General features: G+C 57.8%; 22 protein-coding genes and 1 CRISPR repeat array. Of the genes, 15 read left to right on the plus strand and 7 right to left on the minus strand.

Going from position 1 to position 26407, the window contains the following annotated elements; all coding sequences use genetic code 11:
• Positions 1 to 6 precede the first annotated feature (6 nt).
• The 14 genes from gspD (at position 7) to ACMGGU_RS05430 (ending at position 15544) form a co-directional block, all read left to right on the plus strand.
• Positions 7 to 1929 (plus strand): type II secretion system secretin GspD, encoded by a 1923-nt coding sequence (gene gspD, locus ACMGGU_RS05365; protein WP_045908423.1) that lies wholly within the window; start codon positions 7 to 9, stop codon positions 1927 to 1929.
• A gap of 15 nt (positions 1930 to 1944) precedes the next feature.
• Positions 1945 to 3423: a type II secretion system ATPase GspE gene (gene gspE, locus ACMGGU_RS05370; RefSeq protein ID WP_048222252.1), complete on the plus strand. Its 1479-nt coding sequence runs from the start codon at positions 1945 to 1947 to the stop codon at positions 3421 to 3423.
• Entirely contained in the window at positions 3423 to 4631 is a 1209-nt protein-coding gene (gene gspF / locus ACMGGU_RS05375; RefSeq protein WP_048027125.1) for a type II secretion system inner membrane protein GspF, read from the plus strand. Before gspE ends, gspF begins: the two co-directional genes overlap by 1 nt.
• Positions 4632 to 4634: 3 nt before the next feature.
• A complete protein-coding gene (gene gspG / locus ACMGGU_RS05380) occupies positions 4635 to 5084 on the plus strand; it encodes a type II secretion system major pseudopilin GspG (RefSeq protein WP_008500018.1) in 450 nt (149 codons plus the stop codon).
• Positions 5084 to 5569: a type II secretion system minor pseudopilin GspH gene (gene gspH, locus ACMGGU_RS05385; RefSeq protein ID WP_048027127.1), complete on the plus strand. Its 486-nt coding sequence runs from the start codon at positions 5084 to 5086 to the stop codon at positions 5567 to 5569. The genes gspG and gspH overlap by 1 nt, the downstream gene beginning before the upstream one ends.
• Entirely contained in the window at positions 5562 to 5945 is a 384-nt protein-coding gene (gene gspI, locus ACMGGU_RS05390) for a type II secretion system minor pseudopilin GspI (RefSeq protein WP_196346053.1), read from the plus strand. Before gspH ends, gspI begins: the two co-directional genes overlap by 8 nt.
• Positions 5942 to 6598 (plus strand): type II secretion system minor pseudopilin GspJ, encoded by a 657-nt coding sequence (gspJ, locus tag ACMGGU_RS05395; RefSeq protein ID WP_196364815.1) that lies wholly within the window; start codon positions 5942 to 5944, stop codon positions 6596 to 6598. The genes gspI and gspJ overlap by 4 nt, the downstream gene beginning before the upstream one ends.
• Positions 6595 to 7605, plus strand: coding sequence for a type II secretion system minor pseudopilin GspK (gspK, locus tag ACMGGU_RS05400; RefSeq protein WP_420300316.1), 1011 nt, complete (start codon positions 6595 to 6597; stop codon positions 7603 to 7605). The genes gspJ and gspK overlap by 4 nt, the downstream gene beginning before the upstream one ends.
• 15 nt (positions 7606 to 7620) lie before the next feature.
• Positions 7621 to 8763 (plus strand): type II secretion system protein GspL, encoded by a 1143-nt coding sequence (gene gspL / locus ACMGGU_RS05405; protein ID WP_069719528.1) that lies wholly within the window; start codon positions 7621 to 7623, stop codon positions 8761 to 8763.
• Positions 8760 to 9245, plus strand: coding sequence for a type II secretion system protein GspM (gene gspM / locus ACMGGU_RS05410; protein ID WP_045908415.1), 486 nt, complete (start codon positions 8760 to 8762; stop codon positions 9243 to 9245). The genes gspL and gspM overlap by 4 nt, the downstream gene beginning before the upstream one ends.
• Positions 9242 to 10039: a prepilin peptidase gene (locus tag ACMGGU_RS05415; RefSeq protein ID WP_111966995.1), complete on the plus strand. Its 798-nt coding sequence runs from the start codon at positions 9242 to 9244 to the stop codon at positions 10037 to 10039. The genes gspM and ACMGGU_RS05415 overlap by 4 nt, the downstream gene beginning before the upstream one ends.
• Before the next feature lie 258 nt (positions 10040 to 10297).
• Positions 10298 to 13012, plus strand: a complete 2715-nt coding sequence (locus tag ACMGGU_RS05420) for a glycosyl hydrolase family 18 protein (protein ID WP_069719526.1) — start codon at positions 10298 to 10300, stop codon at positions 13010 to 13012.
• Positions 13013 to 13147: 135 nt separating this feature from the next.
• Positions 13148 to 13582 carry a type III secretion system invasion protein IagB gene (gene iagB, locus ACMGGU_RS05425; protein ID WP_048027141.1) on the plus strand — a complete coding sequence of 145 codons (435 nt, stop codon included), beginning with the start codon at positions 13148 to 13150 and terminating at the stop codon, positions 13580 to 13582.
• A gap of 150 nt (positions 13583 to 13732) precedes the next feature.
• Positions 13733 to 15544: a glycoside hydrolase family 19 protein gene (locus ACMGGU_RS05430; protein ID WP_395299923.1), complete on the plus strand. Its 1812-nt coding sequence runs from the start codon at positions 13733 to 13735 to the stop codon at positions 15542 to 15544.
• A 113-nt stretch (positions 15545 to 15657) separates the two neighbouring features.
• Here the strand turns inward: ACMGGU_RS05430 and ACMGGU_RS05435 are convergent, their stop codons facing one another.
• The 4 genes from ACMGGU_RS05435 to poxB all read right to left on the minus strand — a co-directional run bounded on the left by ACMGGU_RS05435 (position 15658) and on the right by poxB (position 20969).
• Entirely contained in the window at positions 15658 to 16671 is a 1014-nt protein-coding gene (locus ACMGGU_RS05435) for an NAD-dependent epimerase/dehydratase family protein (RefSeq protein ID WP_032649241.1), read from the minus strand.
• Positions 16672 to 16763: 92 nt separating this feature from the next.
• Positions 16764 to 18200 (minus strand): SDR family oxidoreductase, encoded by a 1437-nt coding sequence (locus tag ACMGGU_RS05440; RefSeq protein ID WP_395299924.1) that lies wholly within the window; start codon positions 18198 to 18200, stop codon positions 16764 to 16766.
• A 10-nt stretch (positions 18201 to 18210) separates the two neighbouring features.
• Positions 18211 to 19212: a low-specificity L-threonine aldolase gene (gene ltaE / locus ACMGGU_RS05445; protein WP_234081801.1), complete on the minus strand. Its 1002-nt coding sequence runs from the start codon at positions 19210 to 19212 to the stop codon at positions 18211 to 18213.
• A 38-nt stretch (positions 19213 to 19250) separates the two neighbouring features.
• Complete coding sequence (gene poxB / locus ACMGGU_RS05450) at positions 19251 to 20969, minus strand: ubiquinone-dependent pyruvate dehydrogenase (protein WP_023343670.1); 1719 nt, start codon at positions 20967 to 20969, stop codon at positions 19251 to 19253.
• Positions 20970 to 21120: 151 nt separating this feature from the next.
• Between poxB and ACMGGU_RS05455 the strand changes: the two genes are divergently transcribed.
• A complete protein-coding gene (locus ACMGGU_RS05455) occupies positions 21121 to 21555 on the plus strand; it encodes a DoxX family protein (protein WP_045908406.1) in 435 nt (144 codons plus the stop codon).
• A 163-nt stretch (positions 21556 to 21718) separates the two neighbouring features.
• A CRISPR array of direct repeats spans positions 21719 to 22467; the repeat unit is 28 nt; unit sequence GTTCACTGCCGTACAGGCAGCTTAGAAA.
• 146 nt (positions 22468 to 22613) lie between these two features.
• On the opposite strand, the gene hcr is transcribed toward ACMGGU_RS05455, so the two are convergent.
• The 3 genes from hcr to ACMGGU_RS05470 all read right to left on the minus strand — a co-directional run bounded on the left by hcr (position 22614) and on the right by ACMGGU_RS05470 (position 26289).
• Positions 22614 to 23582 (minus strand): NADH oxidoreductase, encoded by a 969-nt coding sequence (gene hcr, locus ACMGGU_RS05460; RefSeq protein WP_395299925.1) that lies wholly within the window; start codon positions 23580 to 23582, stop codon positions 22614 to 22616.
• Positions 23583 to 23592: 10 nt separating this feature from the next.
• Positions 23593 to 25245 carry a hydroxylamine reductase gene (hcp, locus tag ACMGGU_RS05465; RefSeq protein WP_395299926.1) on the minus strand — a complete coding sequence of 551 codons (1653 nt, stop codon included), beginning with the start codon at positions 25243 to 25245 and terminating at the stop codon, positions 23593 to 23595.
• Positions 25246 to 25389: 144 nt separating this feature from the next.
• A complete protein-coding gene (locus tag ACMGGU_RS05470) occupies positions 25390 to 26289 on the minus strand; it encodes a lysine exporter LysO family protein (RefSeq protein WP_045908403.1) in 900 nt (299 codons plus the stop codon).
• Positions 26290 to 26407 lie beyond the last annotated feature (118 nt).

Consider the following 26407-nt stretch of genomic DNA (forward strand, 5'->3'; position numbering starts at 1 on the left):
ACAGACATGAAGAAATTTCCTTGGGCGTGCGTGGCGCTGACCGCATTGTCGTTATATTCCAGTTCGCTGCTCGCAGCTAACTTTAGCGCCAGCTTTAAAAATACCGATATCCGCGAGTTTATTGATACGGTAGGCCGCAATCTGAACAAAACCATTCTGGTCGATCCGTCCGTTCAGGGCACGGTGTCGGTCAGAACCTATAACGTGCTGACGGAAGATGAGTATTATCAGTTCTTCCTGAGCGTGCTGGACCTGTACGGCCTGTCGGTGATCCCGATGGATAACGGCATGGTCAAGGTGGTGCGTTCAAGCATTGCCCGCACCGCCGGTGCGCCGCTGGCCGACGGTAAAAATCCGGGCAAAGGCGACGAAATCATCACCCGCGTCGTGCGCATGGAAAACGTGCCGGTGCGCGAGCTGGCCCCGCTGCTGCGCCAGCTCAACGATGCCACCGGCATCGGGAACGTGGTGCACTTCGAGCCGTCCAACGTGCTGCTGCTAACCGGTAAAGCCTCGGTGGTCAATCGCCTGGTGGATCTGGTTCAACGCGTGGACAAAGACGGTATTCAGCGCCGCGAGATTGTGCCGCTGCGCTTTGCGTCCGCTAAAGAGCTCTCCGACATGTTGAACAACCTCAACAATGAAGAGCAGAAGGGGCAGAACGCGCCGCAGCTGGCCACCAAAGTGGTGGCAGATGACGAAACCAACAGCCTGGTGATCAGCGGCTCGGAAGACGCGCGCATGCGTACCCGCTCCCTGATCCATCAGCTGGATCGCGAGCAAAATAACGAGGGGAATACCCGCGTCTTCTATCTCAAGTATGCCAGCGCCACCAAGGTGGTTCCGGTCCTGACCGGCATTGGCGAGCAGCTGAAGGATAAGGCGGGCGCGCCGAAGTCGAAAGCCGCGCCTGCGTCCAGCGATCTGAACATTACCGCCGACGAGGCAACCAACTCGCTGGTGATTACCGCCCAGCCTAACGTGATGAACTCTCTGGAGAAGGTGATCGACAAGCTCGACATCCGTCGTCCACAGGTGCTGGTGGAAGCCATCATCGCGGAAGTGCAGGACGGTAACGGCCTGGATCTCGGCGTGCAGTGGACCAGCAAGCACGGCGGCGTACAGTTCGGCTCAACCGGCCTGCCTATCAGCCAGATTAAAAACGGCACCATGAAGGGGGCGAGCTTCACTGGCCTGGCGACCGGCTTCTTTAACGGCGACTTCGGTGCCCTGATGACCGCGCTCTCCACCGACGGCAAGAACGACATTCTCTCCACCCCAAGCGTGGTCACGCTGGATAACAAAGAAGCGTCGTTCAACGTCGGGCAGGATGTGCCGGTGCTCTCCGGCTCGCAGACTACCAGCGGCGACAACGTCTTTAACTCCGTTGAGCGTAAGACGGTCGGTACCAAGCTGAAAATTGTGCCGCAGATCAACGATGGCGACATGATCCACCTGAAGATTGAGCAGGAAGTCTCCAGCGTCGACAACAGCGCGACGGAGGACGCCAGCCTCGGCCCAACCTTCAACACCCGCACCATCAACAACGAAGTGATGGTACACAGCGGCCAGACGGTGGTGCTTGGCGGCCTGATGGAAAACGTCACCAAGCAGTCGGTTTCCAAAGTGCCGCTGCTCGGCGATATCCCGCTGGTTGGTCAGCTGTTCCGCTACACCTCGCAGGATACCTCGAAGCGCAATCTGATGGTGTTTATCCATACCACCGTCCTGCGCGACGACGATAACTTCAGCGCGGCGTCGAAAGAGAAATATGACCAGATCCGCGCCCGCCAGCAGCAGCGCGTGGAGGAGAAGAAGCTTGGTATTATTGAACCGTCCGACAGCGCGGTGCTGCCAGCCTTCCCGTCGGCCAGCGCCGCGCCGGCCACGACCCGCGCCAGCACGTCGCGCAATCCGTTTAAAAACTAAGGCGGAGGGCGCAACGTGGATGAACTTAGTAAAACGCTCTGCAGCAGCAGTTACGCAAAGGATAACGGCGTCCTGTTTTACAACAACGACGTCTACATTCGCGAGGATGCTCCCGCGTTTGCCCTGCTGGAGATGCGCCGGGTACTGGGACGCCCCTTCGAGCCGACGATCCTCGCCCCTGAGGCCTTTGAGGAGATGCTGGCCAAAATCTGGCAGCAGAGCAGCGGCGTCTCCCAGCAGCTGGTGGACGATATGGACGCGGATATCGACCTGATGGCGTTAACCGAGGAGATCCCGGATAACGAAGATCTGCTCGATAACGACGAAAACTCGCCGGTGATCCGCCTGATCAACGCCATTCTCGGCGAGGCGGTGAAGGACGGCGCGTCGGATATCCACATTGAAACATTCGAACGGACGCTGAGCATTCGCTTCCGCGTTGACGGCGTCCTGCGCCCGGTTCTCCAGCCTGCGCGCAAGCTCGCGCCGCTGCTGGTGTCGCGCATCAAGGTCATGTCAAAACTCGACATCGCCGAAAAACGTCTGCCGCAGGATGGTCGTATCTCCCTGCGCATTGGCCGCAAGGCCATCGACGTGCGCGTCTCGACCATTCCGTCCCAGTACGGCGAGCGCGTGGTGATGCGCCTGCTCGATAAAAGTAACCTCAAGCCCGACATCAACAAGCTGGGCCTGATTGATGAAGAGCTGGAGAAGTTAAAAGGGCTGATTGACCGCCCGCACGGCATCATCCTGGTCACCGGGCCCACGGGCTCCGGGAAAAGTACCACCCTGTACGCCATTCTCTCGGCGCTGAACGGCCATGAACGCAACATTCTGACCGTCGAAGACCCGATTGAATACGAGCTGGAAGGGGTGGGGCAGACCCAGGTGAACCCGCGCGTGGACATGACCTTTGCCCGCGGGCTGCGCGCCATCCTGCGTCAGGACCCGGACGTGGTGATGATCGGGGAGATTCGCGACGGCGAAACCGCGCAAATTGCGGTGCAGGCCTCGCTCACCGGTCACCTGGTCATGTCTACGCTGCACACCAACAGCGCCGCCGGGGCTATCACCCGTCTGCGGGATATGGGGCTGGAGTCGTTTTTAATCGGTTCATCGTTGCTCGGTGTCATTGCCCAGCGTCTGGTGCGTCGGCTGTGTACGCACTGCCGCACCACCAGTCCGCTGGACGCCAATGAAAAAGCGCTGTTCAGCTTCATGGCGACGCCGCCGAAAGCGATTTATCGCGCGGTGGGCTGCGAGCATTGCCGCCAGAGCGGCTATCAGGGACGTGCGGGTATTCATGAATTCCTGGTGGTGGACACCGCCATGCGTCGCGCCATCCATGAAGATAAAGATGAGATGTCCATCGAAACGCAACTCTTTAAGCAGGCCTACAGCCTGCGCGAAAACGGGCTGCTGAAGGTGATCAGCGGCGTCACCTCTCTGGAAGAGGTGATGCGCGTCACCGCCGAGCGTGGAGGGGATGAGTAATGGCCCTCTACGCATGGACGGCAACGGATGCGGCGGGCAAAACCCGGCGCGGCACGCTGCAGGCCGAAGGGCAAAAGCAGGTTCGCCAGACGTTACGTGAGCAAAAGCTGATGCCCGTCAGCATCTCCGAAACGCGCGAGGCGGCGGCGTCCGGGAAAGCGAAAACCGGGGCGAAGCTCTCCACGCCGGTGCTGTCGATGTTTACCCGTCAGCTCTCCACGCTGGTCAACGCCGCTCTGCCGCTGGAGAGCGCGCTGAAGGCGATCTCGAAGCAGACGGAGGACAAAAAGCTGGCGGCGATGGTGGTGGAGATCCGCGAGAAGGTGGTGGAAGGGCATACGCTGTTCGACGCCTTCAGCCAGTTTCCGCGCACCTTCGACAAGCTCTACTGCACGCTGGTGATGGCCGGTGAAAAAACCGGCCACCTCGGCGACGTGCTGGAGAAGCTGGCGGAGTACAACGAGCAGCGCCAGAAGATGAAGAGCAAGCTGACGCAGGCGATGGTCTACCCGATCACCCTGACGGTGGTGGCCATCGCGGTCATTAGCATTCTGCTGGTGGCGGTGGTGCCGCAGGTGATCGAGCAGTTCACCCACATGAAGCAGCAGCTGCCGATCACCACCCGCACGCTGATTGCGGTGAGCGATTTCCTGCAGGCGTACGGCATCTATATTGTCGGGATCCTGGCCGGTGGGGTTATCGGCTTTAAGACCTGGCTCAGAAACGCTAAAAACCGCTTTCGCTGGCACAGCTGGCTGGTGAACGGCTCGCCGATTAAAAAGCTGGTGTGCGCCATCAACAGCGCCCGCTATATCCGCACGCTCAGCATCCTGCAGGCGAGCAGCGTGCCGCTGCTTGAAGGGATGTATATCGCGATGGACGGTATCGAAAATCTCTACGCCCGGCAGGTGCTGGAGCAGGCGGCGGATACCGTGCGCCAGGGGGCATCGCTCTATGCCGCGCTGGAGCAGGCGAAATTATTCCCGCCCACCATGCTGTACATGATTGCCTCCGGTGAAGAGAGCGGCGAATTAGGCAACTTAATGGACCGCGCGGCGGAAAACCAGGAGTCGGCGCTACAGCATCGTATTACGTTAACGCTGTCGGTATTTGAACCGGCGCTGGTGGTCTCCATGGCGACGATTGTTTTATTCATCGTGCTGTCAATATTACAGCCGCTTCTGCAACTTAATAATATGGTAGGTTAAATCATGGCTATAAAAACAAAACGTCTGGCTCGCCAGGCGGGGTTCACCTTGCTCGAATTAATGGTGGTGATCGTTATTCTCGGCGTTTTAGCGAGTATGGTGGTGCCAAATTTAATGGGTAATAAAGAAAAAGCGGACGCGCAAAAGGCGACCAGCGATATTGTTGCGCTCGAAGGCTCGCTGGATATGTATAAGCTCGATAACCACCGCTACCCGACCACCGAGCAGGGCCTGCAGGCGCTGGTGACCAAACCTGAGATCGCGCCTATTCCCAACGGCTACCGCGCCGACGGCTATATTCGCCGCCTGCCGCAGGACCCGTGGGGTAACGATTATCTGCTTGTCAGCCCGGGTGAACACGGCGCCGTAGACGTCTTCTCTGCCGGTCCTGATGGCGAAGCCAATACCGCAGACGATATTACGAACTGGTCTCTGGATAAGAAAGAGAAATAATGAAGCGTCAACGCGGCTTTACGTTGCTGGAAATTATTCTGGCGCTGGTGATATTTGCCAGCTGCGCCATGATGGTTGTATCAACAATACCCTCACGCAGCGGTGCGGATATATTTGGTCAGCAATTAAAAGCCCTCGTTGATTATGGTTCAGACCGCGCGGTAATGGACGGAAATATTGTCGGGCTGGTCATCACTACCGATAACTATCAGCTGGTCACGCTCGACGATAAAAACGGCGAACGTCGCTGGGTGCCATTATCCGCAGGCCGTATTACCACGAAGGGCGATTTCCCGGAAGAGATGCACGTATCGCTTTCGCCTCAGCGTCTGGCGGCGACCGTCGAGGCCGACCCCCAGATCCTCTTTCTGCCGGACGGCGAGATTGGCCGTTTTACGCTGACGCTGCAAAGTTACGACAAACAGCATCACTTCCGCGTGGTGTCGCAGGGCGCTGCCCCGGTATCGGTAGAAAACGATGACTAAAGGCAAGGTTAAGCAAAACGGGATGACGCTCCTGGAGGTGATGGTGGCGCTGGTCATTTTCTCCACCGCCGCGCTGGCGCTGATGAATTCCGTCTCCCTGAACGTACGCTTCACCCACGGGCTGGCCGACACGCTGCAGGCCAGCTGGGTTGCGGAAAATCAGCTGGCAGAAGCCCAGCTTGGTAAAGCCGATTTTCCCGATGCCGAGGAGCAGGGGACGGAAATTATGGGGGGACGCAGCTGGTACTGGCACAAGCAGCGGGTGAAAACCGCCAATAGCGGCTGGGCCAATGCCATCCGCGTTTACGCCGAAGGTGATGAAAGCCAGCCGGTCATTTCGCTTCAGATTATCGGGCCGGGAGAAGAGAGCAAGTGAAGACGATCCGACGCCAGCGCGGTTTTACCCTGCTGGAGATCATGATTGCGCTGACCATCTTCGCGGTCATCAGCACCCTGGCCTGGCAAATTCTGGACGGCGCGATGCGCACCAGTTCAGCCACGGATGCCAGTGCGGCAAAGCTCAACCAGCTTCAGCGTGCCTGGAGCCTGATGGAGCGCGATTTTTTCCAGCTGCAGGCGCGGGCGCCGCGCAACGAGCCGGGCCTGTTTTTGCAGGATGGCGATGCGGTTGAATTCACCACGCTGAACGGCGTAAGCGGCACGGTCCAGCTGGAGCGCGTGCGCTGGCGGCTGGAAGAGGGGCGCCTGTATCGCGACGTCTGGCCGGTCATTGACAGCCCGGCAGACGTCAAACCCGATGAAGTACCGATTGTCAGCGAGGTGAAATCGATGCAGTGGCGGTTTTATCGCAAGGGCTGGCAAAAAAGCTGGGGTGAGTCCGCCCATCTGCCAGACGGCGTGGAGCTCACGCTGACCATGGAAAATGGCGAAACCTGGCGCTGGGTGTTTACCACGCCGGGAGATATGCCGGAAGCGGCGGCACCGCAGCCGGGCACCGAAACGGCGGCACCGGCGGCGGAAAATGCACCCGCCCCGCAACGTGCGCCTGCGCCGGACGTGAAGCCATGAGCCGGATACATCAACAACGCGGCGTTGCCCTGCTGGTTGTGCTGATCCTGTTGGTCATGATGTCGGCCCTGGCGGCCAAAATCAGCCAGCAGTTCTGCCGTAATTTGCAGAAAACCCACTATCAGATGAGCCAGCAGCAGCTGCGCTGGGCAATGCAGGCGCAGGAAAAGGTGGTGAAAGACCGCCTGCAGAGCGACGCCAGCGGCGAGAGCAAACCGCTCGACCCGGAGGGCGACTGGCACCAGCCGCTGGAGACGCAGGGTGAAGACTATACGGTGGTCAGTCAGGTCGAGGACGCGCAGGACTGCTTCAACGTCAATAACCTGCTGGCCGCAGACAAAGTGGCTCAGGATCAAACGGCGTCAGCCGTGCCGGAAAAACCGCGAAAAGAGAAGATTGTCGAACAGATCCTGACGGACGGCGGCGTCAGCCAGACGACGGCGGAAGAGGTTTATCAGCAGCTGGTGGATTATCTCGACGGCGACACCACAACGGTGAAAGAGGGCGCGGAGACGGACGCCTGGGCTGGCGTGGTGCCGGCGCGTCAGCCAGCGAATCAGATGATGCGCACCCTTGCCGAGATAAAGCTGCTGCCGGCGTTTCCTGCTGCGGCGTACCCGAAGGTGAGCAAGCTGTTATGCGCGCTGCCGGACTCCGCCAGCAAGGTGGATGTCAATACCCTGACGCCGGAGCAGGCTCCCTTACTGGCAGCCCTGTTCCCGGGAAAACTGACCGCGGACGATGCCGTTCGCCTGATTGCGTCGCGGCCGGAGACCGGCTGGGAAAGTATGGAAGTCTTCAGCAAAGCGCTGGAACAGGCCTTCCCGCAGCTGAAGGACAATCTCCCGCAGGTGGCTGAGGTTCTCTCCATCAACAGCCGGTATTTCCGCGTCAACTATACCGGCAATACCGATGAGTTAACGCTTCGCGTGGTGAGCCAGCTTCAGGTGAATAACGAAGCCGGTGAAATTGTGACGTGGCAACGTCGTTACCGAATGATTGAATAAGAAAAGTAGAACGTTATGAAACAGGTCCTTTTTGTTCGTCCCGACAGCCGTGAGGACGGGAAAATCATGTGGTGTGAGTCGGGAAGCGAACAGGTTACAACCCTGGACACCCCGCAGGCGCTGCATACCCTTGCCGATCATCCGCTGGCCGCGCGCGTCTGTCTGCTGCTGCCCGCCAGCGAGATGATCTTCCGCCACTTTACGCTGCCGAAGAAAGTCGCGTCGCAGGCGACCGCCTTCTCGTGGATGGCGGAGGAGACCCTGATCGGCGAGGTGGACGATCTCCACTGGACGGTGCTGAACAAAAAAGGCGCCGAGGTGGACGCGGTGGCGATAGATACCGCCCGCCTGCAGCAGTGGCTGACCCGCTTTCACGAGGCGGGTCTGAAGGTGATTCAGGCCCTGCCGGACGCCTGGCTGCTGCCGGTGACGGCGGGCGGAAGCACGCTGGTCGCGCAGGAGGAGAACTACTGGCTGCGCTTATCCCCGCATACCGCCTGTAACGTTGAGGCGGGTCTCTTGCCGCTGCTGATGCAAAAAGCCGGAGACGGCGAGGTGCGTTGCTACGGGGAGATCCCGCCAGGCGTTGAGGTTGACGACCAGCTGGCGGGCGAACATCCGCTGGTGCTGATCCAGCCCCAGTGGCAGGCGTGCCGCGTCAACCTGCTGCACGGTGCGTTCAGCGCGAAGGCGACCAGCGCGAGGGCGGCGAAAGGGATGAAGGCCGCCGTCGCGGCGATGGGGCTTCTCTCTCTGGGCCTGCTGCTCGGCCCCCGCATCGCCCTGGCGTGGATGCTGGTCGATCAGGAAAATCAGGTCCAGCAGGAGATGGTCCAGCTCTATCAGCACCATTTTCCTAGCATGCGCCAGCAGACCAACATCAAGTACCACTTCGGGCAGAACATCAAGAAGCAGCCTAAGGGCATTTTTTTGCAGATGGACGAGCTGGAAAAAATCCGTCAGTCCGTTCCGTCAATGGAAATTACGCTGCTTGAATATGACGACACGCAGGGGGGCCTGACGTTAAGCGTGAGTGCGCAAAACGAGCAGGCGTTACAGGACTTCATTCATCAGGCCAGCGCGAATTTTGATTTTACGTTACAGCCTATTTCAAAGGACGCGCCGTATACGGCCATGATTACAGGGAAATATAAATGAAAGGGCGAATTGCACAGCTTAAATCTCGTTATCAACAATACAGCGTCAGAGAACAACGCATTTTAAAAATAGCGGCGGGAGCCTTATTCGGCGCCGTCATCTATTACGCGGGGGTAATACCCCTGGATAACATGATAAAAAATAGCCAGGCGACGCTGGCGCGACAAACTGAAACGGTAAACTGGATGAAAACAGAAATTGATAAAAACCATCTGCCGGTGCTACAGGTGAAAACCGATAATCCACGCAGCGTGGTGGAGAATAGTGCGCATGAAATTAACCTGACCTTGACCGATATTCGCCAGGACGGTCAGACCCTGGCCTTTGTGGTGAACCGGGTCAACGTCTATGAATTAAAAAACTGGCTGCGTGAGATGAACCTCGCCTCCGGTGTCAGGCTGGAGAAAATAAACCTCACGCCGGTGGATCACCTGAGCGACGTGAAGGCCGAAATCCAGCTGACCTGGAAAAAAGTGGCATGAACGGGCTGATGCTCATCAGGGAGAGTTATCCCGTCGGGTTTGCCGCGATGAGCGGCGTGCTCGGCGCGATCCTGGGGAGCTTTCTCGGCGTCGTGGTGGACCGCGTGCCGGGGATGGTGATGGAGGAGGCGTGCCGCAGCAACCTGCTTTTCCCGGCATCGCATTGTCCCGTCTGCCAGCATGCGCTGCGCGCCTGGGAGAATATCCCGCTGCTGAGCTGGCTGGCGCTGCGGGGACGCTGCCGCTGCTGTCAGTCGGCGATTCCGCTGCGGTTATTTTTACTCGAACTGGTGATGGCGCTGTTCTTTGGCGTCACCGCCTGGTGGATACCGGGCTTAGCATCCCTTTTCTCGCTGTGGGTGCTGGCGGCCTTTCTGCTGCCGCTGGCGATGATTGATAGACAGCACCAGCTGCTGCCCGACTGCCTGACGCAGCCGCTGCTGTGGGCCGGGCTGCTGTTCCACGCCTTCAGCCACGGACTGCCCCTGCGTGATGCGCTGCTGGGCGCGGTGGCGGGCTATCTTTCGCTCTGGCTGGTGTACTGGGCGTTTCGTCTGCTCACCCGCCGGGAAGGGCTGGGCTACGGCGATTTTAAGCTGCTGGCGGCGCTGGGCGCCTGGTGCGGCTGGCAGGCGCTGCCTGAGATTGAATTAATTGCCGCATTAAGCGGCATCGTGGGTTATTTGCTTTTAAATAAATTAAATAAAAATAACCTCACCATCGCTTTCGGACCTTATCTGGCTTTTGCTGGAATAGCACTCTATACCAGCCAGTTATTTGCGCTCACATATTAAATAACCGGGTCAAGTTTTTTTATCAATTTTTTCGACGGGGAAAGAGAAGGACGATCTTTTATCCTCAGTGTATCGTAAAAGGCATAAGCTACACGGAGTTTTAGCTTGTATCTTTTAATGGAGGAATACAACGCGTCTTTAAGGTTTGGGTAACGGCTGTCTGCGTATTTAAAAAACGCACTATGTGAATAATATTCCATGTTTTAAAGGAAGACATGGGTCAATTACGTTTACGAATAAATTTATCAGGAAATAAAAATGAAATTTATTAAGCCTAAATATCTGGCGCTCTTTATTGCAGCGGCAACCGGTTCTGCATTCGCAGCTGCGCCAGGTGCACCGACCATCGGCTACGGCAATGACAAATTTGCGCTGGTGGAAGTGGATCAGGCCGCGCAGGATTACAACAGCCTCGTCAAGGTGCATAACGACGGCGTGGATGTGAAAGTCGAGTGGAACGTGTGGAGCGGCGACGCGCCAACCTCTGCAAAAGTGCTGCTCGATGGTCAAACCGTGTGGACCGGTGCAGCCGGTGCAAGCGGCTCAGCCACCTTTAAGGTGAAAAAAGGCGGACGTTATCAGGAACAGGTGGAAGCCTGTAACGCCAGCGGCTGTACCAAAAGCGCCAGCAAGCTGATCATCGTGGCGGACACCGACGGCAGCCATCTGCTGCCGCTGAACGCACCGCTGCAGGAGAACAACAAAACGTTCGCCAAACATCCTGATAAAGTGGTTGCGGCGTACTTCCCTGAATGGGGCGTTTACGATCGTAACTTCCCGGTTGATAAAATCCCGGCTGCAAACCTTAACCACATCCTCTATGGCTTCATTCCAATCTGTGGCGGCGACGGCATTAACGACGGCCTGAAAACCGTTGAGGGCGGCAACAGCTTCTCCGTGCTGCAGCGCGACTGCGCCGGACGTCCGGACTTTACCGTGGCCATCCATGACCCGTGGGCTGCTCTGCAAAAACCGCAGGCGGGCGTCGCCGACTGGGACGACCCGTACAAAGGGAACTTTGGCCAGCTGATGGCGCTGAAAAAAGCGCATCCTGACCTGAAAGTGCTGCCATCCATCGGCGGCTGGACCCTGTCCGACCCGTTCTACCACATGGGCGACCCGGCAATCCGCTCTCGCTTCGTGGCCTCCGTGAAGGAGTTCCTGCAGACCTGGAAATTCTTTGACGGCGTGGACATCGACTGGGAATTCCCGGGCGGCGGCGGCGTGACTGAAACCAAAGGCAACCCGCAGCAGGATAAAGCCACCTACACGGCGCTGATTCACGATCTGCGTACCATGCTGAACGAGCTCTCCGCGCAGACGGGTCGTACCTATGAGCTGACCAGCGCCGTGGGTGCAGGCCGCGACAAGATCGAAGACGTGGATTACACCACCGCTCAGCGCGACCTCGACCATATCTTCCTGATGAGCTACGACTTCTACGGCGGCTGGAGCAACACCGAGCTGGGCCACCAGGCCGCGCTGCGCGCGCCGTCATGGCGTCCGGACACGAACTACACCACCGAGAACGGCGTGGACGCGCTGCTTGCTCAGGGCGTACAGCCAGGCAAGATCGTGGTGGGTGCGGGAATGTATGGCCGCGGCTGGACTGGCGTGCATGGCTACACCGGCGACAATCCGTTCACCGGTACCGCAACCGGCATGGTGAAAGGCACCTGGGAACCGGGCGTAGTGGACTATCGTCAGATTATGAACGAGTACAAAGGCAAGCCAGGCTGGGAATCCGGCTACGATGCGACTGCCGAAGCGCCGTACGTCTTCAATAAGGCAACGGGGGATCTGATCTCCTATGAAGATGCACGCTCTACCACGGCAAAAGGGAAGTACGTGCTGTCGAAAAACCTGGGCGGCCTCTTCGCCTGGTCTATCGACTCCGATACCGGCGACATCCTGAACGCGATGAACGAAAGCCTGATGGGCGGCTCTGCGCCAGTTGATCCGGTCGTGACCAACCATGCGCCGGTTGCCACCGCGGTTGACCAGACGGTAACCGGTCCGGCTACCGTGACCCTGGACGGTTCGGCTTCAACCGATCCAGACGGTGATGCCATCACCTACAAATGGACCCAGATCTCTGGCCCATCGGTGACCCTCACCAACAGCACCAAAGCGAAGGCTTCCTTCAACGTGGCGGCCGTCACCAGCAACCAGACGCTGGCGTTCCGACTGACCGTGACCGACGCGAAGGGGCTGAGCAACTCCGCTGATGTTCAGGTCGTTAACAAAGCGCCAAAAGCGAACCAGGCGCCGGTGATTAACCCAATGCAGAACGTCACCCTGCAGGCAGGCGAAACCTATGCCCTGCACGCGCAGGCGGCGGATCCAGACGGTGATGCGCTGACCTACGCCTGGAGCGTACCGGCTGATATGCACGCGACCGGTACCGATAGCGCGAACGTGAACATCACCGCGCCTGAGGTGAGCTCTGAGTCGTCCTATACCCTGAGCGTGGTGGTGAGCGATGGCAAGACCAGCGTTCAGTCCAACGTCCAGGTCGTGGTCACACCAAAACCGGCTGACGAAGTGACGCCTCCGGCAGAAGACGTCACCCCGCCTGCGGATGAAGTGACGCCACCGTCAGACGAGGTGACCCCGCCGTCTGATGAAGGTACGGCGACCGGCAGCTGCGATAAGCCTGTTGACGCCAACGCCAGCAAATATCCGGCGTGGGAATCCAGCAAAATTTACAACACGGGCGATACCGTCAGCTTCGACCATCTGGTGTGGAAAGCGAAATACTGGACGCAGGGCAACCAGCCTGACTTCGGCGTGGACGCATGGGAAATGGTAAGCAACGTGAAGATGAACTGGCGCTCTGACCTGGCATACAACGGCGGCGAAACCACGACCTACCAGGGTAACGTTTACCGCGCGAAATGGTGGACACAGGGTGATAACCCGGCCAACAGCGACGTATGGGTGAAAGAAGGCGCATCAACCGATTGCAAATAACCTTCTGAACCGTGAATTGCGGGAATGATATCAACCCGCAATGGTTGGTCACACCCCACTTCGGGTGTGACCAACACTTCAGAATGATCGCTAATTATGAGCAGGAAGAGGTTCAGTATTTAAGAGCAGGTGCTCATGAAACGCGTGATTTTATTTTTACTGCTGTTTAGTCAAAGCGTATTTGCGAACTGTTGGGATAACGCCGGACATTATTATCACGTCGATCCGTGGCTGTTATATGCGATTGCCAAAGTGGAATCCGGAATGAATCCCTACGCGGTAGGCTGGAACCACGACGGCACGCGTGACGTCGGGTTGATGCAGATTAATAGCTCGCACTTCAGCGAGTTAGAGCGTCAGGGGATTGATGAGAACCAGCTTATGACTGAGCCCTGTACCTCCATTATGGTCGGCGCGTCCATCCTGTCCGGGATGATAAAAGTGTATGGCTATAACTGGGAAGCGGTAGGCGCCTATAACGCCGGGTTGAAAAAAGAAAATTATCCGCAGCGCATGCGTTATGCCCATAAAGTGTGGGCGAAGTATCAGCAAATAAAGTCGGGTAAATAACGATAGCGTCATTTTTGTTTTTTGAAGAATTCCTTTTGGTGTTCTTCAGAAAATGAAAAAGAACCACACTCTCAGGCTTATTTATTAAGGGAGTAATACATAAGCCGGGAATGTACTCACCCTAGTTGCTTAAATACAGGATTATTTGAAATGACGAAAAGGACATTACTGAGCGTTCTCGTGGCGGGAGCATGCATTGCACCCTTTATGGCGCAGGCTGCATCACTGCAGGCGGCCAGCAGCGAGCCGTACACCATGAAAGCCAGCGATCTGGCGAAAAAGGAAAAAGAGCTGACCAATTTCCCGCTGATGGTTTCGGTGAAAGACACCATTGCGACTCTGGACAACAGCCTCGTTGAGCAGATTGAGCCAGGTCGTGCGTCGAACCCTGACAACGTCAAGCGCGTGGAAGGGATCGTGAAGGCCAGCGACTGGGAATATCTCTTCCCGCTGCGCGCTCAGTCTTACACCTACAGTAACTTCCTGAAGGCTGTTGGTAAATTCCCGGCACTGTGTAAGACCTATAACGATGGTCGCGACAGCGACGCCATTTGCCGCAAAGAGCTGGCGACCATGTTTGCCCACTTTGCGCAGGAAACCGGCGGTCATGAAAGCTGGCGTCCGGAAGCCGAATGGCGTCAGGCCCTGGTTCACGTTCGTGAAATGGGCTGGACTGAAGGCCAGAAAGGCGGCTATAACGGCGAATGTAACCCTGACATCTGGCAGGGGCAGACCTGGCCATGCGGTAAGGACAAAGACGGCGATTTCGTAAGCTACTTTGGCCGCGGCGCGAAGCAGCTGTCTTACAACTACAACTACGGTCCGTTCTCGGAAGCGATGTTTGGCACCGTCCGCACCCTGCTCGACAAGCCTGAGCTGGTGGCGGATACCTGGCTGAACCTGGCGAGTGCGATCTTCTTCTTCGCCTATCCGCAGCCGCCAAAACCAAGCATGCTGCAGGTTATCGATGGCACCTGGCAGCCAAACGATCACGATAAAGCCAACGGCCTGGTTCCTGGCTTCGGCGTGACCACCCAGATCATCAACGGTGGCGTAGAGTGCGGCGGTCCGACCGAGATTGCCCAGTCTGAAAACCGCATCAAGTACTACAAAGAGTTCGCGAACTACCTGAAAGTGCCAGTTCCGGCGAATGAAGTGCTGGGCTGCGCCAACATGAAGCAGTTCGATGAAGGCGGCTCCGGCGCGCTGAAGATCTACTGGGAGCAGGACTGGGGATGGAGTCCGGATACGCCGGACGGTAAGACCTACTCCTGCCAGCTGGTGGGTTACCAGACGCCGTTCAGCGCGTTCAAAGAGGGTGACTACACCAACTGCGTTAAGAAGTTCTATAACGTGAACATCATTAACGATGACGGCTCGGCAGTGACCCCAGGCGAAGACAAAACTCCGGCAGACACCAAGCCGCCAGCGGATACCACGCCAGCGGAAGATACCACCCCTGTTGAACCGGCAACCGTGAATCACGCTCCTGTGGCGCAGATTGCGGGCCCAATCGGGGCAGTTGAAGCGGGTGCGCAGGTTTCCCTGAGCGCGGAAGGCTCCACAGACGCCGACGGTAACAAGCTGACCTACACCTGGCGTTCCCAGGATGGCCAGACCGTGACCGGTCAGGACAAAGCGGTGGTGACCTTCAAGGCACCAGAGTCTGCAACGGCTCAGCAGTACGAAATCGGCCTGACCGTCAGCGATGGCGAACTGACCAGCACCACGTCCTACCTGCTGAACGTGAAAGCGAAAGCCACGTCTAAGGACGAAGGCACTTCCGGCTCTTACGCCGCGTGGAGCGCGAACAGCAAGTACAACGCAGGTGATATCGTGAACAACCACGGTAAACTGTTCCAGTGCAAACCGTTCCCGTACAGCGGCTGGTGTAACAACTCTCCGGCATACTACGAACCAGGCGCTGGCCTGGCGTGGGCAGATGCCTGGACAGCTCTGTAAAAGCAAACGGCAACCCTCGGGTTGCCGTTTTCGTACATGAGGCTAATGGGGCGAGGGGGCAGTACGGAGCAGTTGTAGGCCCGGTAAGGCGAAGCCGCCACCGGGCAAAAAGGCTAGCGATGAAGCTTCCCGTGATCCCGTAACCACGCCGCCGTGCGCATAATCCCTTCATCCAGCGTAACAACCGGTTTATACCCCAGCTCATTCTCCGCCCGCGAAATATCCAGCGTGAAGTCAAAGTTGAGTTTAGAGACGCCGTAATGCGTCAGCGCAGGCTCTTTGGCTGTTTTACTGCCAAAGCGCTCCATGCTGCGGGCAATCATATCCAGCATGGGATAGGGAACAGAACGGATACGGCAGTCGATCTGCAGCTCGTCGATCAGCCGCTGCACAATGCTGCGCAGCGTGCAGGGTTCGCCATTAGTGATGTTATAGGCGCGACCGGAGATCAGCTTATCGCAGTCCGGCTGGCTGGCCAGCCACATGGCGTGAACGGCATTTTCGTAATAGGTCATATCCACCAGCGCATCGCCGCCGCGCGGCAGCAGCACGCTGCCGTAGTGGTGCATCATCTGCGCCAGACGGGGAATAAATACCTTGTCGTGCGGCCCGAACAGGCTCTGCGGACGCAGGACCGTAAAGCGGGTATGCGGGTTTGACTGCGCCAGCAGGTCAATGACCTCTTCGCTGGCCGCCTTGCTGCGGGCAAATTCACAGGCAAAGCGGGCAGGGCGGAAATCTTCCTGCACGTCGCGATGGTGGTGATAGTCGAAATAGAGTGACGGTGAAGAGATATGAATAAAGTTACGCACGCCCCAGGCAACGGCCCATTCACCCAGACGGCGGGTGGCCCGCACGTTGGCCAGATCGAAGGCTTCCTGGGTCCCCCACGGGGAGGTAAAACTGGAACAGTGCCATAGCGTGTCGATACCGGCGAGCATCACTTTCGCCTGCGAGGAGACGAGCTCCGTCAGGTCGGCATGGACGAACTCTGCGCCCATTTTTTGCAGCAGTTTACCCATCGCTTCGTTGCGACCGGTAGCCCTGACGCTGATGCCTTTATTGCGCAGAAATTCGACCGCATTTCGGCCTAAGCCGCTGGTCGCCCCGGTAACCAGTACCTTCATAGCTATCCACTGTGTTGAAAAGAATTTCGTGCGCATTCTTTCGTGAATTACGGCGCTATGCAATGGGAAAGGTGAAAGAAAGAGAGTTTTATTTAGATCTTTTCCGTCTTTTGTTCTGCCCGTTGTGCAATGCGTTTCGCCATGCCCCGGAAGATAAACAGGTGGGCAGGGATCATCAACAGCCAGTAGAACAGACCCGGCATTCCATGCGGATGCCACCATGCGCGGACGTCCAGTTCACGATGATCGCCTTTGTCTTTCAGGGTAAAGCAGAGTCGGCCCAGCCCCGGGGCTTTCATGCCGAACAGCAGCGCCAGCTGTTTTTCCGGCTCGACAATAATCACCTTCCAGCTGTCAACCGCGTCACCCACCTCAAGATACGGGCGTGCCGGGCGGCCTTTTGCCAGCCGGTGGCCCACCAGCAGGTCCAGTGCCCCGCGCGTTTGCCAGAGGAGATTACCGAAGAAATACCGTTCTTTGCCGCCAATCTGGTTCACCACCTCCCACAGCGCGGCCAGGCTGGCGCCGGTTTTCATCGTACAGCCCGCCTGTTTCGGGTAATAACCATACTCCGGCCGCCAGCGGGCAAAGGCCTGGGCGTCGTAACCCCAGTCGCTGGAGTTCACCAGCTTTTCTTCTTCCTTGAGCGTGTTGCGCACGGCATCGTCAAAGCGGATCAGGTCCTGAGGAATTAAGGCGCGCAGCGCGCGATCGTCGGCCAGTAAATCATGCTTCAGCCCCTGAATAAGCGCTTTGGCGGTCGTCGGCGGCACCGAGGTGATGACATTCAAAAACCACACCGAAATCCAGCGGGTCGGGAAGGGAATGGGGATCAGCCAGCGGCGGCGTCCGCTGACGCGCATGAAATGTTCGAACTGCTCCTGATAGCTCAGCACGTCCGGGCCTGCCGCCTCGAGCACGCGGTGTTGCTCCGCCGGATGATCCAGCAGGGCCACCAGATAATGCAGCAGGTTCTCCAGCGCAATCGGCGTGGTGCGCGAACGGACCCAGCGCGGCGGCGTGAGCACCGGCAGGTTGTAGACCATATCGCGCATCACTTCGAAGGCGGCAGAGCCTGCGCCGACGATGATCCCGGCGCGCAGTTCGGTGACGGGGATATTTGCCCCCCGCAGGATGTCCGCCGTCAGCTGGCGGGCGCGCAGGTGATCGGACTGCTCGTGTTCAGGCGCCTGGAGTGAACTGAGAAAAATCACCTGCTTCACTGGGGTTTGCAGCAGGGCATCGCGGACATTCATCGCCACCTGACGCTCGTGGGCGATAAAATCCCCGCCTTCGCCCATGCTGTGCACCAGGTAGTAAAGGGTGTCGACCCCGTCCAGTAGCGTGGGAAGTGACTTCGGCCAGTTGAGGTCAACGTTGTGACAGGTAACGCCCGCTAAACTGAGTTTTTGCAGGCGTTCGGTGTTGCGTGCCGCAGCCAGCACCTGGTGCCCCTGCTGGCTTAACGCCGCGGTGAGATGCTGACCGATATACCCGCTGGCGCCGAGCACCAGAATGCGTTGCGGCACGTGCTGCTCCTTATCGCTGTAAAAACGCCTGCCAGTGTTTCACCACGTCGGCCAACTGCTCGCGGCTGACGTCGAGATGCGTGACCAGACGCACGACAGGCGAGGCGTTGATCAGCACGCCACGTGCTTTCATAAATTCACCCAGCGCAGCGGCGTGGTCATCGCCCACGCGAACGAACAGCATGTTAGTGTCGTGGCGCATCACGTCGGCGCCAATTTCACGCAGCTGCGCCGCCATCCACGCGGCGTTGTCGTGATCGTCCTTCAGACGCGCCACGTTGTTTTTCAGGGCATACAGCCCCGCAGCTGCCAGAATACCCGCCTGACGCATGCCGCCGCCGGTCATTTTGCGCCAGCGGTTGGCACGCTTGATGTAGTCCGCATTGCCGACGAGCAGGGAACCCACTGGGGTACCTAGCCCTTTAGAGAGGCAGATGGTGAATGAGTCGCAGTATTGCGTAATCTCTTTCAGTTCGCAGCCGTACGCCACCACGGCGTTGAAGATGCGCGCGCCGTCCACGTGCAGGCCCAGCCTGCGTTCGCGGGTAAACTCCCATGCGGCTTTCAGGTATTCGCGCGGCAGCACTTTGCCGTTGTGGGTGTTTTCAAGGCTGAGCAGCCTGGTGCGGGCGAAGTGAATATCATCGGCTTTGATTTTCGCCGCGACCTTGTCGAGCGGCAGAGTGCCGTCCGGCGCGGCGTCAATCGGTTGCGGCTGAATGCTGCCGAGCACCGCGGCACCGCCGGCTTCGTAAAGGTAGTTATGCGCGCCCTGGCCGACAATGTACTCTTCACCGCGCTCGCAGTGGCTGAGCAGCGCCACCAGGTTGGCCTGCGTGCCAGTGGGCAGGAACAGCGCGGCCTCTTTTCCGCTCAGCTCTGCGGCATAGCGCTGCAGTTCGTTGACCGTCGGGTCGTCGCCGTAGACGTCGTCCCCGACCGGGGCGGCCATCATCTCTTCGAGCATGGCGCGACTCGGGCGGGTAACAGTATCACTGCGTAAATCAATCATGGCATGTCCTTATATTTAAAAAGGCGATGCCAGATGTTTTACCTGAGCCAGTTGGTTTTTGCCAGTTCGATCACCTCGTCACCGCGACCGCTGATGATGGCGCGCAGCATGTACAGGCTAAAGCCTTTGGCCTGCTCAAGCTTGATCTGCGGCGGGATCGCCAGCTCCTCTTTGGCGACGACCACATCCACCAGTACCGGGCCGTCGATGGAGAAGGCGCGCTGCAGGGCTTCATCCACCTCGGAGGCTTTCTCCACGCGGATGCCGGTGATGCCGCAGGCCTCGGCGATGCGGGCAAAGTTGGTGTCGTGTAGCTCGGTGCCGTCCGTCAGATAGCCGCCGGCCTTCATCTCCATCGCCACGAAGCCCAGCACGCTGTTGTTGAAGACCACGATTTTCAGCGGAAGCTTCATCTGCACCACCGACAGGAAATCGCCCATCAGCATGCTGAACCCGCCGTCGCCGCACATCGCCACCACCTGGCGCTCCGGCGCTGTCGCTTTTGCGCCCAGTGCCTGCGGCATGGCGTTGGCCATCGAGCCGTGGTTGAACGAGCCGAGCAGACGGCGCTTGCCGTTCATTTTCAGGTAGCGTGCCGCCCAGACGGTTGGCGTGCCTACGTCGCAGGTGAAAATGGCATCGTCGTCCGCGAAATGGCTGATCTGCTGCGCCAGATACTGCGGGTGAATGGCTTTGTCGCTCGGTTTGGCGAGATCGTCCAGACCCTTGCGGGCATCGCGATAGTCGCTTAGCGCTTTATCGAGGAACTTGCGATCGGTTTTCTCTTCCAGCAGCGGCAGCAGGGCGGCAAGGGTGGATTTGATGTCGCCCACCAGCGCCATATCGACCTTGCTGTGCGCGCCGATGCTGGCCGGGTTGATATCAATCTGAATGATTTTGGCATCCGTCGGGTAGAACGCGCGATACGGGAACTGGGTGCCGAGCAGGATCAGCGTGTCGGCGTTCATCATGGTGTGGAAGCCGGAAGAAAAACCGATCAGTCCGGTCATGCCCACGTCGTACGGGTTATCGTATTCGACGTGCTCTTTGCCGCGCAGGGCGTGGACGATCGGCGCTTTCAGCTTACCGGCAAATTCCAGCAGCTCCTTGTGCGCGCCCGCGCAGCCGCTGCCGCACATCAGGGCGATATTGCTGGCGTAACGCAGCAGTTGCGCCAGCTTTTTCAGCTCCTCCTCGGCTGGCGTCACCACCGGCTGCGGCGCGTGATACCAGTGGGTGCTGGCCCCTTCTGGCGCAGCCTTGAGGGCCACGTCGCCCGGAATAACGACCACCGAAACGCCGCGATTTAGCACGGCCTTGCGCATGGCGATCGCCAGAACCTGCGGGATCTGCTCCGGGGATGAAACCAGTTCGCAATAGTGGCTGCATTCACGGAACAGCTCCTGCGGATGCGTCTCCTGAAAATAGCCGCTGCCGATTTCGGACGAGGGGATGTGGGCGGCAATCGCCAGCACCGGCACGTGATTGCGGTGGCAGTCGAAGAGACCGTTGATCAGGTGCAGGTTACCTGGCCCGCAGGATCCGGCGCAGACGGCCAGTTCACCGGTAAGCTGCGCTTCAGCACCTGCGGCGAACGCGGCAACCTCTTCATGGCGGGTCGGCATCCATTCGATGGTCTTCATCTTGTTAAGGCTGTCGCTGAGTCCGTTCAGGGAATCGCCGGTGACGCCCCAGATACGTTTTACGCCAGCCTGTTCGAGCGTTTTCGCTATATATGCAGCCACGGTTTGTTTCATGGTTGTCCGTCTCCTTTTTGTGATAACGCTTACAAGCTTAGAAGAAAGTCTCCGTATTGCCCGTCAAATCCCCCCAATTAAAAGGCGCTTTTCACGCGCAATTATTCGGCATAATCTGGTGATACCTCAGTGAAAACAGGAATCATTTCAAATGGTTAAATCATTGTTAATTGCTGTTAATGAAAAGCTATCGTGCGACGATCTTGGCAAACTCTTGTTACGACTTGCCGTCGGCGGGCTGATGCTCTTTCACGGTTTGCATAAGCTGTTTGGTGGGGTGGGCTTTATCAGCGGCATGCTGGTGGAGAAAGGGCTGCCGGGGTTTATTGCCTACGGCGTGTTGATTGGCGAAGTGGTGGCGCCGATCCTGATTATTGTCGGGCTCTTTACGCGCCCGGCCGCGCTGGTGTTGGCGTTTACGATGATCGTGGCATGGCTGATGGTGGGAATGGGGGAAACGCTCGCCCTTGATAAGGTTGGGGCATGGGCGATTGAAAGCCTGGTGTACTTCTTTATCGGCTCGCTGGCGGTGGCGTTTTTAGGCGCAGGGCGGTTTGCGCTGGGAAAAGCGCCTGCGTGGCGGTAGGGGTTGGAATCTGTTCCGAGGGAAGGGGTCTACGGACCCTTTTTATTGGTGAGTTTTAACTTGTTGATTTCACAACGGTGAATTGTAGGTGGTGAAAAAGGAGTTACGGAGAATTTTAGGGGGATTTCTTTATATCACAAGAAGATAGGTGTAGATTGTTCCAGTTCACTGCCGTACAGGCAGCTTAGAAATGTGGTGATGTCGCTCCCTAATGTTCCGGCAAGTTCACTGCCGTACAGGCAGCTTAGAAAAGGAAGTAATCAAGAGCCCGGAAAAGCTGGAAGTTCACTGCCGTACAGGCAGCTTAGAAATGCCAGTCACTTAAGCCAGGAATTGGATATCAGTTCACTGCCGTACAGGCAGCTTAGAAAAACGCGGGCAACGGTAGCTTTTGCGATTGAATGTTCACTGCCGTACAGGCAGCTTAGAAAAGTCCAACCCATCTTTAGAGCGTGAGCTTAATGTTCACTGCCGTACAGGCAGCTTAGAAAGCACAGGAGACCTCACGGTGTTCGCGCCGGTTGTTCACTGCCGTGCAGGCAGCTTAGAAATAGCTGTGGCGGCCGGGGTTTTTTTTCGTCCGGTTCACTGCCGTGCAGGCAGCTTAGAAAGAAGATGAGCGCGTTACCTGCGTAATCTGAGTGTTCACTGCCGTGCAGGCAGCTTAGAAAGGATGGTCATTCGCAAAATTAACATCGCCATAGTTCACTGCCGTACAGGCAGCTTAGAAAACGAAACGAAAGTCTATAACCGGCGCATCGCTGTTCACTGCCGTACAGGCAGCTTAGAAATGACGGTTCGGTCTCCCGGCCATCGTTCTGACGTTCACTGCCGTTCAGGCTGCTTGGAAAGTTCCGTTCGTCGCGATAAGGCCAAGAGGATTTGTTCACTGCCGTACAGGCAGCGTAGAAAGCACTTCAGCCGGGTAAGCGTCGGTGGTTAGGGTCGAATGCCGAACAGGCAGTAGGCACAACGTAGGCCGGGTAAACGTAGTGCCACCCGGCAAAAAAGCCCGGTGGCGCTGACGCTTACCGGGCCTACGAACGAACGTTTATCGTTTATGCGAGAACCAAATCCCCCTGCGGATGGCACGAGCATGCCAGCACGTAACCCTCGGCAATTTCCGCGTCGGACAACGTCATGGTGCTGTTGACGGTGTACTCCCCGGAAACCACCTTCGTTTTACAGCAGCCGCACACCCCGGCACGGCAGGCCGCCGCCACCGGCACGTGGTTGCTTTCCAGCGCCTCCAGCAGCGTGGTCCCCACGCGGCCAAAGAAGGTCTGCGCAGGCTGCAGTTTGGTAAACGTAATCCCGCTGGTTGCTGCTTCCGCCACCGGCGTGAAGAACTGCTCTTTGAAGAAACGGGTCACGCCGAGCGCTTTCACGTCTTCTTCCACGATAGCCATGTACGGCGCCGGGCCGCAGGTCATCACGGTGCGGTTCGCGATATCCGGCACGCTTTGCAGCAGCTCGCGGCTCAGGCGACCGGGAATAAAACCGTGCGTCGCGTGATGTTCCGCTACCAGCGTCACCGGGTAGTTGTGCCACTCCTCGGCAAAAATGACATCGTCCGGAGAGCGCACGCTGAAGATCACCTGCACGTCGGCCTGCGGGCGGTTTTTTGCCAGCCAGCGGCGCATTGACATAATCGGCGTCACGCCACAGCCTGCCGCCAGCAGCAGGAATTTCTCTTCCGCTTTGTCGTCACAGGTGAATTCACCCTGCGCATCGGACAGCCAGATATAATCCCCGCGCTTCACGTCCCGGGTCAGCCATTCTGAACCGGCTCCGCCTTCAATGCGACGGACGGTAAGCGTGATGTACTCGCTCACGCCCGGCGTGGAAGAAAGGGTGTAGGCGCGCAGGGTGTCTGCCGAATGGCGAACGCTAACCAGCGCATACTGACCCGCACGGTACGGATAGTAGTCGTGGCACAGCAGCGACAGCGTCCACACATCCGGCGTCTCCTGATGGATGTGATGAACCTGCATGCGCCACGGGCAGTGTGAGGTTGGCATGGTCATGAGTTACTCCTTACGCGCTCAGCAGCTGCTTCATATCGTCTTCAACGTTGGTCACGGAGCGCAGACCGAATTTTTCATTGAGCACCGCCAGCAGGTCCGGCGTCAGGAAGCCTGGCGCGGTCGGGCCAGTCACGATGTTAGTCACGCCCAGAGAGAGCAGGGTCAGCAGGATGACAATCGCTTTCTGCTCAAACCACGAGAGCACCAGTGACAGCGGCAGGTCGTTCACGCCGCAGCCCAGTTTCTCCGCCAGGGTAACGGCCAGAATGATGGCCGAATAAGCATCGTTGCACTGGCCCGCATCGATCAGGCGCGGCAGGCCTTCGATGTCGCCGAAGTCCAGCTTGTTGAAACGGTATTTGCCACACGCCAGGGTCAGGATCAGGCAGTCTTCCGGCACGCGGGTGGCGAAATCGGTAAAGTAGTTACGCTCGCCGCGCGCGCCGTCGCAGCCGCCGACGAGGAAGATGTGGCGCAGCTTTTCACGGCTGACGAGATCGATCAGCGAATCGGCGGCACCGAGCAGGGTTTCACGACCGAAGCCGACGGTGATCAGGTGCGGGATCTCGCTGTACGGGAAGCCTGCCATCTGCTGCGCCTGGGCGATAACCGGACCGAAATCGTCACCTTCAAGATGACTCACGCCCGGCCAGCCGACGATGCTGCGGGTCCAGATGCGGTCGTCATACGCGCCCACGGTCGGGTCGATGATGCAGTTAGAGGTCATCACGATAGGGCCAGGGAAGCGGGCAAATTCCACCTGCTGGTTCTGCCAGCCGCTGCCGTAGTTACCGATCAGGTGCTTAAACTTACGCAGCTCCGGATAGCCGTGCGCCGGCAGCATTTCACCGTGGGTATAGACGTTAACGCCGGTGCCTTCGGTCTGCTTCAGCAGGTTGTAGAGATCTTTCAGGTCATGACCGGAGATCAGGATACATTTACCCTCGGTCGCTTTGACGTTGACCTGCGTTGGGGTCGGATGGCCGTAGGTGCTGGTTTCACCGGCGTCCAGAATGCTCATCACCCTGAAGTTCATCTGCCCGATTTCCATCGAGCATGCCAGCAGCGCGTTCATATCGGCAGGCCAGGTGCCCAGCCACGCCATGATTTTATGGTATTGCGCGTAAATGTCGTTGTCGTATTGACCGAGCACATGCGCGTGCTCCATATAGGCTGCCGCGCCTTTCAGGCCGTACAGGCACAGCAGGCGAAGGCCGAGAATGTTCTCGCCAATCGCCGCTTTGTCTTTATTCGGCGTGAATTCTGCCGCCTGACGCTGCAGCTCGCCCAGATCGTCACTCACCAGCTGAAGGTCTGACATCGGGTTTTCCACGCGGGCGCAGGCATCCGCCTTCAGACACTGCGCTTTCAGCGCTTCACGCAGGGCAATGGCTTCGCGGGCATAGCCAACAATGCGCGGAGAGTCGAAGTTAACGTTGGTTAGCGTGGAGAAGAAGGCGCGCGGGGCGAAGCTGTCGACGTAGTGGTCGATGATGCCATATTCGCGGGCTTTAAACGCCCATGCGGAAAGGCCTTGCAGGGCCGCAATCAGCAGGTCCTGAAGGTCAGATGTTTCTGCGGTTTTGCCGCACATACCCTGTGCATAAGAGCAGCCATTGCCTGCCGGGGTACGGATGGTTTGTTCACATTGCACACAAAACATAATCACACCTGTTAAAGTTATATTTAATATACATGTTTAAGGTTATGCCTGTGCCAGAACGGTGAAAAGGGCTTTTTACTACAAAATAGAGGGAGATTGATTTAGCGCAATTTTGGCGGCAGGAACCCTACCGCCAAAGAAGTATCAGGCCGAGAAGACGGCCATCAGAACCGGAACCAGCAGGCTTAAAATAAAGCCGTGAACGATGGCGGCGGGCACCATCTCCAGCCCGCCAGAGCGTTGTAACACTGGCAGGGTAAAGTCCATCGACGTCGCGCCGCACAGGCCCAGCGCGGTAGAGCGGCTGCGGCGAACCAGTCCTGGGATCAGCATAATGGCGAGCAGTTCACGCGCCAGATCGTTAAAGAAGGCGGCGCTGCCAATCACCGGACCGAATGATTCGGTCAGCAAAATACCGGAGAGGGAATACCAGCCAAAACCTGACGCCATCGCGAGGCCGGTTTTCAGCGGCAGGTCGAGAATAAAAGCGTTAATCACGCCCGCCACCATGGAACTGGCGATAACAATGACCGCGACCATCATTCCCCGACGGTTCAGAACAATTTGCTTCAGCGTCATGCCATTATTTCGCAGCTGGATACCGATCAGGAACAGCAGGAAGATCAGCGTATATTCACTGGCCTCTGTTGCGTGCTGTAAAAACGCCCAGCCGGTCAGCCCAAGCAGAAAACCGAGCACCACGACGCCGCACAGTTTTAATGATTCCAGCGCCATCGCAATTCGGGAAGGCAGCTTTTCCTGATGATGATGGTTTTTCCACGGAACGGTGCGCTCAAGCCAGAATAATGCGGCGATATTACACAGCAAAATAACCACCACGGTGACCACCGAATAATGCAGGATGGAAAGCAAATTCGTCGCCAGATTATCCAGGAAGGCCAGGCTTATCCCCATAAAGAAAAGAATGACGTAAACAATCCAGCTGAGAAAACGGTTGATGAGCCGTAATGCGGATTCTCTGTGCAGCGGAATAAGGTAGCCCACAATCAGGGGCAGCAGAATAATGAGGAGTCCTGAAAACATGAACAGCCGGTCCTTTTGAGTATCTGTTGAGCGCCAGAGACACTACCCAATAAAGGCTGTCAGGTAAAGGAGCAATAAAAAAGCCGGGTGGCGGCTGCGCCTTACCCGGCCTACAAGT

Origin of the sequence: Enterobacter sp. BNK-8 (assembly GCF_048685095.1) — a bacterium.
In the GTDB taxonomy this organism is placed as follows: Bacteria; Pseudomonadota; Gammaproteobacteria; order Enterobacterales; family Enterobacteriaceae; genus Enterobacter; species Enterobacter quasiroggenkampii.

Coding starts and splice junctions, on each gene's coding strand:
- gspM (WP_045908415.1), top strand. CDS start 8,760: ATGAAAGGGCGAATTGCACAGCTTAAATCTCGTTATCAACAATACAGC.
- ltaE (WP_234081801.1), bottom strand. CDS start 19,212: ATGATTGATTTACGCAGTGATACTGTTACCCGCCCGAGTCGCGCCATG.
- iagB (WP_048027141.1), top strand. CDS start 13,148: ATGAAACGCGTGATTTTATTTTTACTGCTGTTTAGTCAAAGCGTATTT.
- ACMGGU_RS05455 (WP_045908406.1), top strand. CDS start 21,121: ATGGTTAAATCATTGTTAATTGCTGTTAATGAAAAGCTATCGTGCGAC.
- gspL (WP_069719528.1), top strand. CDS start 7,621: ATGAAACAGGTCCTTTTTGTTCGTCCCGACAGCCGTGAGGACGGGAAA.
- hcr (WP_395299925.1), bottom strand. CDS start 23,582: ATGACCATGCCAACCTCACACTGCCCGTGGCGCATGCAGGTTCATCAC.
- gspK (WP_420300316.1), top strand. CDS start 6,595: ATGAGCCGGATACATCAACAACGCGGCGTTGCCCTGCTGGTTGTGCTG.
- ACMGGU_RS05470 (WP_045908403.1), bottom strand. CDS start 26,289: ATGTTTTCAGGACTCCTCATTATTCTGCTGCCCCTGATTGTGGGCTAC.
- gspF (WP_048027125.1), top strand. CDS start 3,423: ATGGCCCTCTACGCATGGACGGCAACGGATGCGGCGGGCAAAACCCGG.
- ACMGGU_RS05430 (WP_395299923.1), top strand. CDS start 13,733: ATGACGAAAAGGACATTACTGAGCGTTCTCGTGGCGGGAGCATGCATT.
- gspG (WP_008500018.1), top strand. CDS start 4,635: ATGGCTATAAAAACAAAACGTCTGGCTCGCCAGGCGGGGTTCACCTTG.
- gspI (WP_196346053.1), top strand. CDS start 5,562: ATGACTAAAGGCAAGGTTAAGCAAAACGGGATGACGCTCCTGGAGGTG.
- gspH (WP_048027127.1), top strand. CDS start 5,084: ATGAAGCGTCAACGCGGCTTTACGTTGCTGGAAATTATTCTGGCGCTG.
- gspD (WP_045908423.1), top strand. CDS start 7: ATGAAGAAATTTCCTTGGGCGTGCGTGGCGCTGACCGCATTGTCGTTA.
- ACMGGU_RS05415 (WP_111966995.1), top strand. CDS start 9,242: ATGAACGGGCTGATGCTCATCAGGGAGAGTTATCCCGTCGGGTTTGCC.
- hcp (WP_395299926.1), bottom strand. CDS start 25,245: ATGTTTTGTGTGCAATGTGAACAAACCATCCGTACCCCGGCAGGCAAT.
- poxB (WP_023343670.1), bottom strand. CDS start 20,969: ATGAAACAAACCGTGGCTGCATATATAGCGAAAACGCTCGAACAGGCT.
- ACMGGU_RS05435 (WP_032649241.1), bottom strand. CDS start 16,671: ATGAAGGTACTGGTTACCGGGGCGACCAGCGGCTTAGGCCGAAATGCG.
- ACMGGU_RS05420 (WP_069719526.1), top strand. CDS start 10,298: ATGAAATTTATTAAGCCTAAATATCTGGCGCTCTTTATTGCAGCGGCA.